Raw genomic sequence first — 12,903 nt, forward strand, 5'->3', positions numbered from 1 at the left:
GGTATGGTCAGAAGGCTTCAGGCCCTGGGGTGATGCTGGGCGTGCAAGGTTTTAAGGCGCTCGCGGGCAACGTGAGTATAGATTTGCGTGGTGGAAATATCTGCGTGGCCCAGTAGCATTTGCACCACGCGCAAATCAGCGCCGTGATTCAGCAGATGGGTGGCAAATGCGTGGCGCAATACATGTGGTGATAGCGGCGCGTGGATATCGGCCTGCTGGGCGTACTTGCGAATCAACAGCCAAAAGGCCTGGCGGGTCATGGCTGCGCCGCGCGCAGTCACAAACAGTGCATCGCAGAGCCGTGCCCCCAGGATTGCAGGGCGGCTGTCTGCCAGGTAGCGATCAATCCAGTACAAGGCTTCCTCGCCCAAAGGCACCAGGCGGTCTTTGGCGCCTTTGCCCATCACTACCCGCACCACGCCTTCATTCAGGCTGGTGTTTTGCACACTCAGGTTTACCAGCTCGCTGACGCGCAGGCCGGTGGCATACAGGGTTTCCAGCATGGCACGGTCGCGCAAGCCCAGTGTGGCTTCGACATCGGGGGCTTCCAGCAGGGCATCCACCTGTGCTTCAGACAAAGTCTTGGGAAACCGGGCGGGTTGCCGTGCACTGTGCAGGCCCAGACAAGGGTCTTCGTGACACAGATTGCTGCGCAGGGCCCAGATATAAAACCGGCGCAGTGCCGCCAGGCGGCGGTTTGCCGTACTGGCTTTGCTGTGTTGGTGCTGGGCAGCCAGCCAACTTTGGATATGGTGCTGGCTGGCTTGCTCTGGCGGGCAGCCCTGTTCTGCTTGCAGCCAGGAGGCAAAGGCTGTGAGATCTTGCCGGTAGGCGCTCAGGGTGTTGCCTGCCAGGCCGTCTTCCAGCCAGAGGGCGTCCAGAAAAGTATCGATGACAGGAAAGGGAGAGGGAGAGGGCGGTTTAAGCATGTCCGCGTCAGGATTGGGGAGGTTACGCGCAACCACGGTTTTCATTCTACCTGACCCGCTTCAGCGGCTCATTGCGTAATATACCTATATATATTACGATAACCAGCGTTGCTGAAACCTGGGAAGTGCGCTCATGTGGTGCCGCCGTCTTGTCCTCGCAGGGGTGCTGTCCGCCTTTTTGCCGCCCGCCATGGCGGATGAAATTCTGGTGTCGGCAGCATCGAGCCTTACACAGGCCTTCACTGCTTTGGCAGCGCAGTATCAGGTCGCCCATCCGAATACGGTTGTGCGCACCAGCTTTGGTGCGTCTGACGTGGTGCTACGCCAAATTCTCGAGGGCGCCCCTGCGGATGTCTTTGCCTCCGCGGATCAAAAGGCCATGGACAAAGCGGCCCGGGGCAAGGCGATTGACCCGGCTTCCCGCACTGATTTTGTACGCAACCAACTGGTGTTGGTGGTGCCACGCGATAATCCTGCAGGCGTTACCTCGTTGCAGGACCTGGCCGGCACAAATATTCATCGCATTGCATTGGGCAACCCGGCCTCGGTGCCAGTGGGCCGGTATACCCAGGCTGCACTGCAAAAAGCAGGGCTGTGGGATGGCGTTCGGGCCCACGAGATTCTTGGGCAAAATGTGCGCCAGGTACTGAGCTACGTCGAACGTGGCGAAGTGGATGCCGGCTTTGTGTTTGCCACGGATGCGGCAATCATGAAAGACAAGGTAAAGGTGGTTCAGACCGTGCAGACGCCCGTGCCCGTGGTGTATCCCATTGCCCTGGTGCAGCGTCCTGATCGCGCGGCCAAGGCCGAAAGCTTTCTGCAGTTTGTGCTGTCCGATACGGGGCAGGCCGTGTTGGCCCAGTATGGCTTCTCCAGGCCCTAAGTAGTTGGGGCAGAGGCATATGTCGGCAGTGTGCATGGATGATGACCGGATGCGGTTATGAATACGGATCTCTGGGTACCCCTTCTTTTATCGCTGAAGGTGGCCGGCTGGGCCACCGTAGTAGCTACCGTGGCCGGGATTGCGGTGGCCTACGGCCTGTCGCGCTGGCCATCCCGCTGGAGCGATGTGGTGGATGCGCTGCTCACCTTGCCCATGGTGCTGCCGCCCACGGTCATTGGATATTATTTGCTGGTGCTGCTGGGCCGGCGTGGCTGGTTGGGTGGCTGGCTGCAATCGCATGGCATCAGCCTGGTCTTTACCTGGCAAGGGGCCGTGATTGCTGCCGCATTGGTGGCGTTTCCTCTGGTGCTAAAGGCTGCACGCGCAGCCTTTCTGGAGGTCGATGCCCGGCTGGAGCAAGCGGCTGCCGTGCTGGGCTTGTCGCCGGCTGCGGTCTTTTTTAGGGTCAGCCTGCCCTTGGCGGCACGGGGCATTTTGGCCGGGGTGTTGCTGGCCTTTGCCCGTGCGTTGGGCGAATTTGGTGCCACCTTGATGATTGCCGGAAACATCCCTGGAAAAACGCAAACGCTCTCTATCGCCATCTACGAGGCTGTGCAGGCAGGCAACGATGACGCCGCCAATATCCTGGTGCTGGTCACTTCGGTGACTTGTGTAGTGGTGCTGTGCCTGGCGGCGTGGCTGGTGCCCAGTGGGCGTCGCCATCCGGGCAGGAGATCCGCATGAGCCTGTCTGTGGCGTTGCGCTGCCAGGTGGGTGGCGCCGATGGGTTTTTATTGCAACCAGCCTGGCACACCGATGCGCGTCGTGTAGCCCTGTTTGGCCCGTCGGGCGCGGGCAAGAGCCTGACCATGCAGGCCATTGCAGGCCTGCTGCGCCCCGATGAGGGCCGCATTGTGGTGGATGGCCGTGTGTTGTTTGATCATGCGACGCATATCAATGTGCCCCCGCCGCAACGTCATCTAGGCTATCTGTTTCAGGATTACGCGCTGTTCCCTCATCTCACGGTCTGCCAGAACATCGCGTTTGGACTGCGTACCGGCTGGCGCAACTGGCCAGCCCGGCCCTGGGGGCGTGTACGGGTGCTGCCCGCGCAGGCACAGCGCTGGGTGCAGGCGTTTCAGCTGGGGCATCTGCTTGACCGGTATCCCGGCCAGTTGTCAGGCGGGCAGCGCCAGCGCGTGGCCCTGGCCCGTACGCTGGCAACCGGCCCCAGCCTGTTGCTGCTGGATGAGCCCTTGTCTGCCCTGGATATGGGTTTGCGGGTGCAGATGCGCCGCGAGCTGGCCCAATTGCAGCGAGATATTGGTATCCCCACCATCCTGATTACGCATGATCAGGCAGATGTTGATGCCCTGGCCGATCAGGTGTTTCGTATTGAGCACGGTGCTGTCGTGGGCACATCGCCGGTCTTGCCTGCTGCTTCTTGAGCCGTAAGGAACCAGCCGTTTGGTCGATGATCAGTCGAGCGTGCCCAACAACACGTCGCTGGCCTGAAACAGGGCCTGGGCCTGGCTGCCCGATGGCAATGGCGCAGAAGCAGGCAAACCTTGAGTAGCCGCGGAGGCGGCAGCCAGCCCCGTAACCTGGATGCCCGGGGTGATTTCCAGTGTGATTTCCCGCAGGGTGGGGTCTGCCTCGGTGTGGATCAGATGGCCCAGCCACCGCGTGGTGGTGTCTGCCGCCAGCGTGGGTGGGGTGTCTGCAAGCGGTGTGATGGTAACCGCCTGGGCTTTGATGAAGGCCAGGGCGCGTCTGCCGGTGCGTAAGGCCAGACGCCCGGTGCTGGCATGTGTGAGGGTGGCTTTCAGCACCACAGAGGGCGCGATTTCGAGCTCGATTACATCGTTGACGCCTTGCCGGAAAATGGCTTTGACATGGCCCTCGAAGCGGTTGCGGGCCGAAGTCTGCAGCGCCATGCTGTGCAAAAGATCCATATGGCGCACGCTGTCGGGGCCAAATCGTGACAGCACATCCATGAAACGTTGGTGCTCTGCCTGTACGGCCTGGTACCAGGCAAGCAGCTTTTGGGCCCGGGGGGTGAGTTGTGCACCCCCTCCGCGCTTGCCACCCGTGACGCGCTCAACCAGCACGTCGCCCGACACACTGTTCATGATATCCACTGCATCCCAGGCGGCCTTGTAGCTCAGGCCGATCTTGCGGGCTGCTGCGCTGATGGAGCCTTCAGTGCCAATCGCCGCCAGCAGGGCCATGCGACGCTCGGACCCCCAGCTTTGGTCGCCGTTGCGCAAGCTGAAGGTGGCGCTGAGTTCGGGAGAGGGGGGGGTGTCGTGCATATCCGCAGTGTACCTGTACAAGGTACCCTAAAATATCCCCATTTATTGCTGTTCTGGTGCCAATCTCATGTCTCAGTCGTTTCCCTTGCGGCGCCGTCATCCGGATGATCTGATTGTGGGTCTGGTGTCGGTGTCTGATCGTGCTTCTTCGGGTGTGTATCAGGATCAAGGCATCCCGGCGCTCACCGAGTGGCTTGGCCAAGTGCTGACTCACGCGCCGCAAATTGTGTCGCGCCTGATTCCCGACGAGCGCGACGGTATTGCCGCCACGCTGCGCGAGCTGGTGGATGAAGCCAGGTGCGATCTGGTGCTGACCACGGGCGGGACGGGGCCGGCGCGCCGGGATGTGACCCCTGAGGCCACGCTCGATGTGGCCAGCCGCGAGATGCCCGGGTTTGCCGAGCAAATGCGCCAGGTCAGTCTCAAGTTTGTGCCCACGGCCATTTTGTCGCGCCAGGTCGCGGTCATCCGCGAAAGTGCAGATCACGCGGCCCTGATCATCAATTTGCCCGGCCAGCCAAAAGCCATTCGCGAAACCCTTGAGGGCCTGCGCGATGCATCGGGGGCGGTGCAGGTGGCGGGGGTGTTTGCCGCCGTGCCCTATTGCCTGGACTTGATCGGTGGGCCGTATATCGAGACCCATCCTGGGATCGTGAAATCCTTTCGGCCGAAATCGGCACGTCGGGCAACAGACGGCAACCAGCAGTAAATCCCGTTCCGCCTTAAAATCTGGGCAATCCGATTTCTTTTTTCACACCCTTTTACCTGGAGGTCCAGTCATGGCCCTGGTTTCCATGCGTCAACTCCTGGATCACGCAGCCGAGCACGGCTACGGGATTCCTGCCTTTAACGTCAATAACCTGGAGCAAGTCCAGGCCATCATGGAAGCCGCGGCCCAGACAGACAGCCCGGTGATCATGCAGGCCTCTGCAGGTGCTCGCAAGTATGCCGGCGAAGGCTTTCTCAAATACCTGATTCAAGCCGCCGTCGAAACCTACCCGCATATTCCGGTGGTGATGCACCAAGACCACGGGCAGTCGCCCGATGTGTGCCAGGGTGCCATCGATCTGGGCTTTTCCAGCGTCATGATGGACGGCTCCCTGATGTCGGATGGCAAATCCATTTCGTCGTACGAGTACAACCTGGACGTGACGCGTCAGGTGGTACAGATGGCGCACAAGCTGGGCGTTACCGTCGAAGGCGAGCTTGGCTGCCTGGGCTCCCTCGAAACCATGAAAGGCGACAAAGAAGACGGGCACGGCGCCGAAGGCACCATGACGCGCGAGCAACTGCTCACCGATCCCGAACAGGCCGCCGATTTTGTCACACAAACCCAGCTGGATGCACTGGCCATTGCCGTGGGCACCAGCCATGGTGCCTATAAATTTACGCGCAAGCCCACGGGCGACATCCTCTCGGTGCAACGCATCAAAGAAATCCACGCCCGCCTGCCCAATACGCACCTGGTGATGCATGGCAGCTCCAGCGTGCCCCAAGAGCTCCTGGCCGAGATCCGCGAGTTTGGCGGCGACATGAAAGAAACCTACGGCGTGCCGGTCGAAGAACTTCAAGAGGCCATCAAGTTTGGCGTGCGCAAGGTCAATATCGATACCGATATCCGCCTGGCCATGACAGGTGCCATCCGCCGTTTTATGGCCGAGAATCCAGCCAAATTCGACCCGCGCGAATACCTCAAGCCTGCACGCGAAGCCGCTAAAAAGGTTTGCCTTGCCCGCTACGAGCAATTTGGCACGGCTGGCCATGCATCCAAGATCAAAGCCATTCCGCTGTCCGACATGGCTGCCCGCTATGCCGCTGGCGATCTCAAGCAATTGGTGAAATAAACCCCCATGAAGGCCTTGCTCCAATCCACTATACAGTCGCTGCCCCTGCTGGGGCGCGGCAAGGTCCGCGACATGTATGCCGTGGGCGAAGACAAACTCCTGATCGTCGCCACAGACCGGATCTCGGCCTTCGATGTGATTCTCGACGACCCCATCCCCGGCAAGGGGTGCGTACTCACTGCGCTTACCGAGTTCTGGCTCAAACGCTTGGGTCATCTGATTCCCACGCATCTCACGGGGATTGCCCCCGAAGATGTCGTTGCCCCCGACGAGCGCAGCCAGGTGGCGGGGCGTGCCATGGTGGTCAAGCGGCTTGATCCCATCCTCGTAGAGGCGGTGGCGCGTGGCTACCTGATTGGATCTGGCTGGAAAGACTATCAGGCCAGTGGTGCCGTGTGCAGTGTGCAGTTGCCCGCCGGGCTGCGCCAGGCCGACAAGCTGCCAGAACCCATTTTCACGCCGGCGGCCAAGGCCGAGTTTGGCCACCACGACGAAAACGTGGATTTCGCCTATGTCGTGGCTCAGGTCGGGGCAGAGCTGGCCGCCGAAATCCGGCGTGTCACTCTGGCGTTGTACACCGAAGCCGCTGCCTATGCTGCCCAGCAAGGCATTCTCATTGCCGACACCAAATTTGAGTTCGGTCTGGACGAGCAAGGCACCTTGCATCTCATGGACGAAGTCCTGACGCCGGATTCTTCGCGCTTTTGGCCTGCGGATGGCTACGCGGTGGGTATCAGCCCACCGTCATTCGACAAGCAGTTTGTCCGCGACTGGCTGGAAACCCAGCCATGGGATAAAACTCCGCCGGCGCCCCGCTTGCCGGCCGAGGTGCTTGAACGCACCGCCGAAAAATATCTCGAGGCACAGACACGCCTGACACAGGGGGCTCAATGACACAGCCAACTGCTGCTGCCGATACGGTGGTTGTGGGCCTGATCATGGGCTCATCCAGCGACTGGGATGTCATGCAGCATGCAGCCGCTGTGCTCGACGAGTTCCAGATTCACTACGAGTCCCGCGTCGTGTCTGCTCACCGCATGCCTCAGGAGATGGCCGATTATGGCGCCCAGGCCCTGGCACGTGGTCTGCGTGCCATCATTGCAGGGGCAGGGGGGGCTGCACATTTGCCAGGCATGATGGCAGCACTCACGCCCGTGCCGGTGTTTGGTGTGCCCGTGCCATCCCGCTATCTGCGGGGCCAGGACTCCCTCTTGTCCATCGTCCAGATGCCACGCGGCGTGCCCGTGGGCACCTTTGCCATCGGTGAATCCGGCGCAGCAAATGCCGCCTTGCACGTGGTGGCCAACCTGGCCATGACAGACGCCAAACTGCTGCAGCATCTGCAGCAGTTTCGTGCACGTCAGACACAAACGGCACGCGCCATGGTTGTGCCTCCCGAGGTCTCGTAATGGCGGGTCAAGCTGCTGCCAGCCGTAACGTGATGGCAAATCCTGGCGCTTGGCTGGGTGTGCTGGGTGGTGGCCAATTGGGCCGGATGTTTTGCCAGTCGGCGCAGGCGATGGGGTATCGGGTGATGGTGCTCGATCCTGCGCAGAGTTCGCCGGCAGGCATGGTGGCCGATGCGCACCTGTGCGCTGCTTACGATGATGCGGCCGCACTCGATCAACTGGCGGCGCAATGTGTGGCCGTTACCACCGAGTTTGAAAACGTACCGGCCGACAGCCTGCGCCGTTTGGCAGCATCCTGCCGCACCACGCCGTCCGGAGACGCCGTGGCCATTACGCAAGATCGCGTGGTCGAAAAATCCTGGTTGCAGGCAGCCCAGGTGCCCGTGGCACCACATGCTGCAGTGCTGCAGATGGCCGATCTTGATACCTGCCCGGATGCGCTGTTTCCCGGCATTCTCAAGACCGCCCGCCTGGGCTACGACGGCAAGGGCCAGGTACGTGTGCAAACACGTGCCCAGGCACATGCTGCCTTCAAGGCCCTTAAAGGTGTGGCGTGCGTGCTAGAGGCCTTGCAGCCGCTCGATTACGAAATCTCGGTGGTGGTGGCCCGTGGGCTGGATGGCCTCACTGTCACGTACCCGCCGTCGCGCAACAGCCATCATGATGGCATTCTTGCCCTTTCGGTGGTGGATGGGTCGGTGCCGGCAGCGGTGGCAGATCAGGCGCGCCAGTATGCGTTGCGCGTGGCGGATCACCTGGATTATCACGGCATCTTGTGCGTCGAATTCTTCATCCTGCAAGAGGGTTCGGTGCTTGCCAACGAAATCGCGCCCCGGCCACACAACAGTGGCCACTATACGCAAGACGGTTGCCTTGTCAGCCAGTTCGAGCAGCAGGCCCGCATCATGGCCGGTTTGCCACTGGGAGTTACCGATACGCTATGCCCGGTAGCCATGCTTAATTTGCTGGGTAATCTGTGGTTTGATGCCCAGGGCGCGCAGCGCGAGCCCGATTGGGCCGGGGTCCTTGAGATCCCTGGCACCCGCCTGCACCTGTATGCCAAAACAGAGGCACGCCCGGGCCGCAAGATGGGGCATATCAATATCGTCGGTGCAACAGCGTCTGAGTTGCAGGCGCGCATTGGGCGGGTGTGTTCGGTTCTGGGTTTGCCTGATGCCTGAGTCTACCCAGGCCAGGATCCTCGAAGCCGCCCACCGGCTTAGTCAGGGGCGCCTGGTGGCTTTTCCCACCGAAACCGTCTATGGCCTGGGCGCGGATGCCGAAAACCCGCAAGCTGTGGCGCGCATCTACCAGGCCAAAAGGCGGCCGGCCAATCATCCAGTGATTGTGCATCTGGCACCCGATACCGACCCCGCATATTGGGCGGCCCAATTGCCGCTGCAGGCCAGGCAGTTGATGGCGGCGTTTTGGCCCGGGCCCCTGACGCTGATTCTGCCGCGTGCGGCACATATCCCGGATGCTGTCAGTGGTGGGCAAGAGAGCATCGGTTTGCGATGCCCCGCCCATCCGGTGGCACAAACGCTTTTGCACATCTTTGCGTCACTGAAGCCGCATGGCTGTGGCGGGGTGGCGGCGCCCTCTGCCAATCAGTTTGGCCATGTATCGCCCACGCGCGCAGAACACGTGCACCAGGAGTTTCCGGATCTCGATGATCAGGCCTTGCTGGTGATCGAAGGTGGCGACTCCCAGATCGGGATCGAATCCACCATTCTTGATCTTTCGCGGCTGGACAAGGGCGTTGGCCCCACCTTGCTGCGCCCGGGACAAATCAATATTTACCAGTTGGCTGAGATACTGGGTGATCTCCCTGCCTTGCCAGATGCAGCGGCGCCACGGGTATCCGGGTCTCTGAAGGCGCATTACGCGCCCTACACGCCGCTGGTTTTACTGGATTTGCCTGCTTTGCCTGCCTGGCTGGATCAGCATCATCGGGCGGGCCGGCGTGTCGCTGCCGTGGTGCTGGATGAGGCTCCGGGGCCTGCCCCTGCCGGGGTGGATTGGGTGGTTTTACCGACCGATCCTGTCCAGTATGCCCGGCGCTTGTATGCCTTGCTGCGTGAACTCGATGCGGCGGGCTATAGCCAGATTTTGCTCCAACGTCCCCCGAATGATGCCATCTGGCAAGGCGTCAACGATCGTATCGGGCGGGCGGCTGCAGCGTTTTCCGGCTGATGCGCCAGATGCCCGCGTTGCGGTAAACGGCAAGGCACGGGCCTGCCACCCAGAAGCGGTTAAACTGGCTGATTATTCCTTTTTGATTGCCGGCGATTGTCGGACAGTATTATGAAATTCAAGGAACTCGAACCCGGGATGGTGATCCACCAGGGGCCTGTCACCATGGACGAGGCTGAAATGCTGGCCTTTGCCCGGGCCTACGACCCTCAATGGTTTCATGTCGACCCGGAGCGTGCCAAAGACAGCCGCTGGGGTGGATTGATTGCCAGTGGCTGGATGACGTGTGGTGTGGCCATGCGCATGGCGGTTGACGGCATCCTGCACGACTCCGAATCCTTCGGTTCTCCCGGCCTCGAGCGCCTGCGCTGGATGGTGCCTGTGCGTGCCGGCGATCAACTCAGCCTCGAAGCCACGGTCGACTCCAAACGGGTGTCTTCTTCGCGTGAAGATCTCGGTATCATCCGCTGGACATGGCGTTTGTTCAACCAGGACAAGGCTCAGGTGCTCGAAGTTGAAGTCACCAGCCTGTTCGAGCTCGAACTCCCCACTTCACACTGATTCTCTTTGCCTGCCTGCGCGGCAGCCAGGCCGATTGCGTATTGCACAGGCCTGGGGTGCCTTGTAGTGTTTACCGAAACACCACCGTGCGCCGGCCGTTTAGCAAGATGCGATGTTCGACGTGCCAGCGCACGGCCCTGGACAACACCACGGATTCAATATCACTGCCGATACGGGTCAGGTCTTTCGGGTTCATGGCGTGGTCAACGCGCTCGATATCCTGCTCGATGATCGGGCCCTCATCCAGGTCTTGCGTCACGTAGTGTGCGGTGGCGCCAATAATTTTTACGCCGCGGGCATGGGCCTGATAATACGGGCGCGCGCCTTTGAATCCGGGCAAAAAGCTGTGGTGGATATTGATGGCGCGGCCAGACAGTGCCTGGCACAGATTCGCCGATAAAATCTGCATATAACGTGCCAGCACCACCAGATCCACACGCTCCTGGGTGCATAAATCAAGGATCTGCTGCTCTTGGGTAGTACGGGTGTCTGCGGACACCGGCAAGTAGTGAAACGGCAGCCCGTTGGCTTCGGCCAGGCTTCTGAAGTCTTCGTGGTTGGATACTACTCCGGCAATCTCCGCAGGCATCTGCCCGCTGTGCACCCGAAACAGCAAGTCGTTCAGGCAGTGGCCCTGGCGGCTGACCAGCACCAGCAGGCGTGCCTTGCGGTGGGTGTCATGAAAATCAAACTGCATGTCGAAGCGCTCGGCGATGGGCGCAAAGTCTGCTTGCAACATGCCCAGGTCGGCGTCCTGCGGCAGAGAAAAGTGCACGCGCAGGAAAAACTGCTGGCTGTCCACGTCGCCAAACTGCTGTGCGTGAACAATATTGCCATGGTGCGTCAGCAGCCAGCTGCTGACAGTATGGACAATGCCCATGCGATCTGGGCACGAGAGCGTCAGAATGTAATCGTGCATACGGTTCAGTTGCGAGACAGGGGTTCGCTGCCTTGAGTCAGGTCGAAGTCGCCCGCGTGATAGATGAGCGGAGAAAGCAATTGCCGTTGGCAGTGCTCTACCCGGCCCACAAAAATGGTGTGATCGCCCGCTTGATGGTGCTGGGTGTTGTGGCACTCAAACCAGGCCGCGCAACGGTTGTCTGCCAGCATCAGGGTGCCGTTGGGGGCACGCTCCAGCGCCTGGCCGGCAAAGCGCTCGGCGTGTGGGCCCTTGGCAAAGCGGCGTGCCAGATCGATCTGGCTGGCCGACAGCACGTGGATCACATAACGATCCAGCGCCAGGAATGCCTGCAGGGAGACCGCTGTCTCCACCAAAGACCACAGCACCATGGGTGGCTCGAGCGAGACCGACGAAAACGAGCTGATGGTCAGGCCCAGGGGCAGTCCAGTGTCGGGGTGTTCGGCTGTAATAATGGTGACGCCGGTAGGAAAACGGCCAAGTGCAGAACGAAAATACAAGGACGGAAAATCAGGAGACTGAGGGTGTGATGTCATGGCAATCAGGGGGCCAGGCGTGTCAATTGCCAATGTTGGGTGTCATCCAGATCATAAACCAGGCGGTCGTGCAGCCGTGAGGGACGCCCTTGCCAGAACTCGATGTGGTTGGCCTGTATCCGGTATCCGCCCCAGTGAGGGGGCCTGGGGGGCTGATCTCCCAGCGCTTGCGCCAGATCGTTGGCTCGCTGCGCCAGCGCCTCGTGGGTGATGGGTTGGCTTTGAGGAGATGCCCAGGCGCCAATCCTGGAGCCCAGCGGCCGGCTGGCAAAGTAGGCATCGGATTCGGCTGCTGCCACCTGGCTGACCATGCCTTCGATGCGTACCTGCCGTTCAAGTTCGGGCCAGAAAAACAGCAAGCTGGCATGCGGATTGGTGTTTAATTCTTGTCCCTTGCGCGACTGGTAATTGGTGTAAAACACAAAGCCCTGGGTGTCGAAGCCCTTCAGCAGCACGATACGGGCCGACGGCCTGCCGGAACAATCTGCCGTAGCCAGTGTCATGGCAGTGGGCTCATGCACTTCGCTGTGCAGAGCCTGCTGAAACCATTGATCGAACTGGGTGTAGGGATCTGCCGCAGCGGTAGATTCGAGCAGTTCAAATTTTTGGTAGGTCTGGCGGATATCGGCGATGGACATGGTGCCTGTTTATACAAAAGAGGGGATGGACGCCTGTAGGGCTTGGGTAATTGTCTTGAGCCGGCGATCGGGGATGCCCGCTGCGTCGAGTGCATGGGCGGTTTGCAAGACATAGTCAGTGCATGCGCCATAGCGTCCGTGCCCGCGCAGCACCGCTGCTACCGTTTGCTCGAGGCTGAGGCCGGAGACATAGCCGTTATCCTGGCGGTCCATGGTGAAAACCAGGCCGGGCACCACACCCGCATCCGTATGGCACGACAGCCATCGTGGAATATACGAGGCACTGGGCATTTCGCGTTTCCAGAGAGCCAACATGCTGTCGGGTATTTGCTCTGCCGCAATCCGAAACGCCCGGCCGGTGCAAGAGCCACCCAGATCCAGGCCAAAAACCAGCCCTGGCTGCTGCGGCGTACCCCGATTGATGCGTGACCACAGGCAAAGTGCGCGATGGTAGCCGTGAATTCTGGCCTGGCGTGCCTCGAGGAAGTTGAATTCGGGGCGCCAGATGAGCGAGCCGTAGCCAAATACCCAGAGGTCGGATCGTTTATCCCAGTGCTGCAGGGTTTCCCGGATGGATGCCTGGTGCCAGGCGTCGTCTCGCAGCTGCAGCGCATCGGGGTGCGGCGGCTGGTGTGGGATCTGAGGGGAAAAGGCATTCACAGGGCTAACACATCAT

At 60.7% G+C, this 12,903-nt stretch carries 16 protein-coding genes; 10 read left to right on the plus strand and 6 right to left on the minus strand.

Annotation, left to right across the window (positions count from 1 at the left end; translation table 11 throughout):
* Positions 1 to 17 precede the first annotated feature (17 nt).
* Positions 18 to 929, minus strand: a complete 912-nt coding sequence (xerD, locus tag ABS758_RS09015; protein WP_350382285.1) for a site-specific tyrosine recombinase XerD — start codon at positions 927 to 929, stop codon at positions 18 to 20.
* Between the two features lie 133 nt (positions 930 to 1,062).
* On the opposite strand from xerD, the gene modA reads away from it, so the two are divergent.
* Genes modA through ABS758_RS09030 form a run of 3 tightly spaced genes read left to right on the plus strand, consistent with a single transcriptional unit; the run spans position 1,063 to position 3,260 of the window.
* Positions 1,063 to 1,812, plus strand: a complete 750-nt coding sequence (modA, locus tag ABS758_RS09020; RefSeq protein ID WP_350382144.1) for a molybdate ABC transporter substrate-binding protein — start codon at positions 1,063 to 1,065, stop codon at positions 1,810 to 1,812.
* A 57-nt stretch (positions 1,813 to 1,869) separates the two neighbouring features.
* The gene (gene modB, locus ABS758_RS09025; protein ID WP_350382142.1) at positions 1,870 to 2,556 is read left to right on the plus strand and encodes a molybdate ABC transporter permease subunit; all 687 of its coding nucleotides are present in this window, start codon (positions 1,870 to 1,872) and stop codon (positions 2,554 to 2,556) included.
* Positions 2,553 to 3,260 (plus strand): sulfate/molybdate ABC transporter ATP-binding protein, encoded by a 708-nt coding sequence (locus ABS758_RS09030; RefSeq protein ID WP_350382141.1) that lies wholly within the window; start codon positions 2,553 to 2,555, stop codon positions 3,258 to 3,260. The genes modB and ABS758_RS09030 overlap by 4 nt, the downstream gene beginning before the upstream one ends.
* A 30-nt stretch (positions 3,261 to 3,290) precedes the next feature.
* Here ABS758_RS09030 and ABS758_RS09035 read toward each other — a convergent pair whose 3' ends face one another.
* Positions 3,291 to 4,127 (minus strand): TOBE domain-containing protein, encoded by an 837-nt coding sequence (locus ABS758_RS09035; protein WP_350382139.1) that lies wholly within the window; start codon positions 4,125 to 4,127, stop codon positions 3,291 to 3,293.
* 67 nt (positions 4,128 to 4,194) lie between these two features.
* On the opposite strand from ABS758_RS09035, the gene mog reads away from it, so the two are divergent.
* The 7 genes from mog to ABS758_RS09070 all read left to right on the plus strand — a co-directional run bounded on the left by mog (position 4,195) and on the right by ABS758_RS09070 (position 10,134).
* Positions 4,195 to 4,836: a molybdopterin adenylyltransferase gene (mog, locus tag ABS758_RS09040; protein ID WP_350382138.1), complete on the plus strand. Its 642-nt coding sequence runs from the start codon at positions 4,195 to 4,197 to the stop codon at positions 4,834 to 4,836.
* Positions 4,837 to 4,906: 70 nt separating this feature from the next.
* The gene (fba, locus tag ABS758_RS09045; RefSeq protein WP_350382137.1) at positions 4,907 to 5,971 is read left to right on the plus strand and encodes a class II fructose-bisphosphate aldolase; all 1,065 of its coding nucleotides are present in this window, start codon (positions 4,907 to 4,909) and stop codon (positions 5,969 to 5,971) included.
* 6 nt (positions 5,972 to 5,977) lie between these two features.
* Positions 5,978 to 6,865, plus strand: a complete 888-nt coding sequence (locus tag ABS758_RS09050; protein WP_350382136.1) for a phosphoribosylaminoimidazolesuccinocarboxamide synthase — start codon at positions 5,978 to 5,980, stop codon at positions 6,863 to 6,865.
* Positions 6,862 to 7,380, plus strand: a complete 519-nt coding sequence (gene purE, locus ABS758_RS09055) for a 5-(carboxyamino)imidazole ribonucleotide mutase (protein WP_350382134.1) — start codon at positions 6,862 to 6,864, stop codon at positions 7,378 to 7,380. The genes ABS758_RS09050 and purE overlap by 4 nt, the downstream gene beginning before the upstream one ends.
* On the plus strand, positions 7,380 to 8,561 hold the full coding sequence (locus ABS758_RS09060; RefSeq protein WP_350382132.1) for a 5-(carboxyamino)imidazole ribonucleotide synthase: 1,182 nt from the start codon (positions 7,380 to 7,382) through the stop codon (positions 8,559 to 8,561). The genes purE and ABS758_RS09060 overlap by 1 nt, the downstream gene beginning before the upstream one ends.
* Positions 8,554 to 9,573, plus strand: a complete 1,020-nt coding sequence (locus ABS758_RS09065; RefSeq protein WP_350382130.1) for an L-threonylcarbamoyladenylate synthase — start codon at positions 8,554 to 8,556, stop codon at positions 9,571 to 9,573. Before ABS758_RS09060 ends, ABS758_RS09065 begins: the two co-directional genes overlap by 8 nt.
* A gap of 111 nt (positions 9,574 to 9,684) precedes the next feature.
* Complete coding sequence (locus tag ABS758_RS09070; protein ID WP_350382128.1) at positions 9,685 to 10,134, plus strand: MaoC family dehydratase; 450 nt, start codon at positions 9,685 to 9,687, stop codon at positions 10,132 to 10,134.
* Between the two features lie 70 nt (positions 10,135 to 10,204).
* On the opposite strand, the gene purU is transcribed toward ABS758_RS09070, so the two are convergent.
* From purU to ABS758_RS09090, 4 genes are read right to left on the minus strand one after another with little or no spacing between them, the layout of a single operon-like run.
* The gene (gene purU / locus ABS758_RS09075; protein WP_350382127.1) at positions 10,205 to 11,053 is read right to left on the minus strand and encodes a formyltetrahydrofolate deformylase; all 849 of its coding nucleotides are present in this window, start codon (positions 11,051 to 11,053) and stop codon (positions 10,205 to 10,207) included.
* 5 nt (positions 11,054 to 11,058) lie between these two features.
* A complete protein-coding gene (locus tag ABS758_RS09080; RefSeq protein ID WP_350382126.1) occupies positions 11,059 to 11,589 on the minus strand; it encodes a flavin reductase family protein in 531 nt (176 codons plus the stop codon).
* A 5-nt stretch (positions 11,590 to 11,594) separates the two neighbouring features.
* Complete coding sequence (gene pdxH / locus ABS758_RS09085; RefSeq protein ID WP_350382125.1) at positions 11,595 to 12,227, minus strand: pyridoxamine 5'-phosphate oxidase; 633 nt, start codon at positions 12,225 to 12,227, stop codon at positions 11,595 to 11,597.
* Between the two features lie 9 nt (positions 12,228 to 12,236).
* Positions 12,237 to 12,887, minus strand: coding sequence for a gamma-glutamylcyclotransferase (locus tag ABS758_RS09090; RefSeq protein ID WP_350382124.1), 651 nt, complete (start codon positions 12,885 to 12,887; stop codon positions 12,237 to 12,239).
* Positions 12,888 to 12,903: the final 16 nt, after the last annotated feature.

Source organism: Castellaniella sp. FW104-7C03 (assembly GCF_040276085.1).
In the GTDB taxonomy this organism is placed as follows: Bacteria; Pseudomonadota; Gammaproteobacteria; order Burkholderiales; family Burkholderiaceae_B; genus Castellaniella.

Excerpts from the sequence above, each read along its gene's own strand:
- ABS758_RS09065 (WP_350382130.1), top strand. The coding sequence starts at position 8,554 with ATGCCTGAGTCTACCCAGGCCAGGATCCTCGAAGCCGCCCACCGGCTT.
- ABS758_RS09030 (WP_350382141.1), top strand. The coding sequence starts at position 2,553 with ATGAGCCTGTCTGTGGCGTTGCGCTGCCAGGTGGGTGGCGCCGATGGG.
- mog (WP_350382138.1), top strand. The coding sequence starts at position 4,195 with ATGTCTCAGTCGTTTCCCTTGCGGCGCCGTCATCCGGATGATCTGATT.
- modA (WP_350382144.1), top strand. The coding sequence starts at position 1,063 with ATGTGGTGCCGCCGTCTTGTCCTCGCAGGGGTGCTGTCCGCCTTTTTG.
- ABS758_RS09080 (WP_350382126.1), bottom strand. The coding sequence starts at position 11,589 with ATGACATCACACCCTCAGTCTCCTGATTTTCCGTCCTTGTATTTTCGT.
- modB (WP_350382142.1), top strand. The coding sequence starts at position 1,870 with ATGAATACGGATCTCTGGGTACCCCTTCTTTTATCGCTGAAGGTGGCC.
- purU (WP_350382127.1), bottom strand. The coding sequence starts at position 11,053 with ATGCACGATTACATTCTGACGCTCTCGTGCCCAGATCGCATGGGCATT.
- ABS758_RS09060 (WP_350382132.1), top strand. The coding sequence starts at position 7,380 with ATGGCGGGTCAAGCTGCTGCCAGCCGTAACGTGATGGCAAATCCTGGC.
- purE (WP_350382134.1), top strand. The coding sequence starts at position 6,862 with ATGACACAGCCAACTGCTGCTGCCGATACGGTGGTTGTGGGCCTGATC.
- ABS758_RS09050 (WP_350382136.1), top strand. The coding sequence starts at position 5,978 with ATGAAGGCCTTGCTCCAATCCACTATACAGTCGCTGCCCCTGCTGGGG.
- xerD (WP_350382285.1), bottom strand. The coding sequence starts at position 929 with ATGCTTAAACCGCCCTCTCCCTCTCCCTTTCCTGTCATCGATACTTTT.
- pdxH (WP_350382125.1), bottom strand. The coding sequence starts at position 12,227 with ATGTCCATCGCCGATATCCGCCAGACCTACCAAAAATTTGAACTGCTC.
- ABS758_RS09035 (WP_350382139.1), bottom strand. The coding sequence starts at position 4,127 with ATGCACGACACCCCCCCCTCTCCCGAACTCAGCGCCACCTTCAGCTTG.
- fba (WP_350382137.1), top strand. The coding sequence starts at position 4,907 with ATGGCCCTGGTTTCCATGCGTCAACTCCTGGATCACGCAGCCGAGCAC.
- ABS758_RS09070 (WP_350382128.1), top strand. The coding sequence starts at position 9,685 with ATGAAATTCAAGGAACTCGAACCCGGGATGGTGATCCACCAGGGGCCT.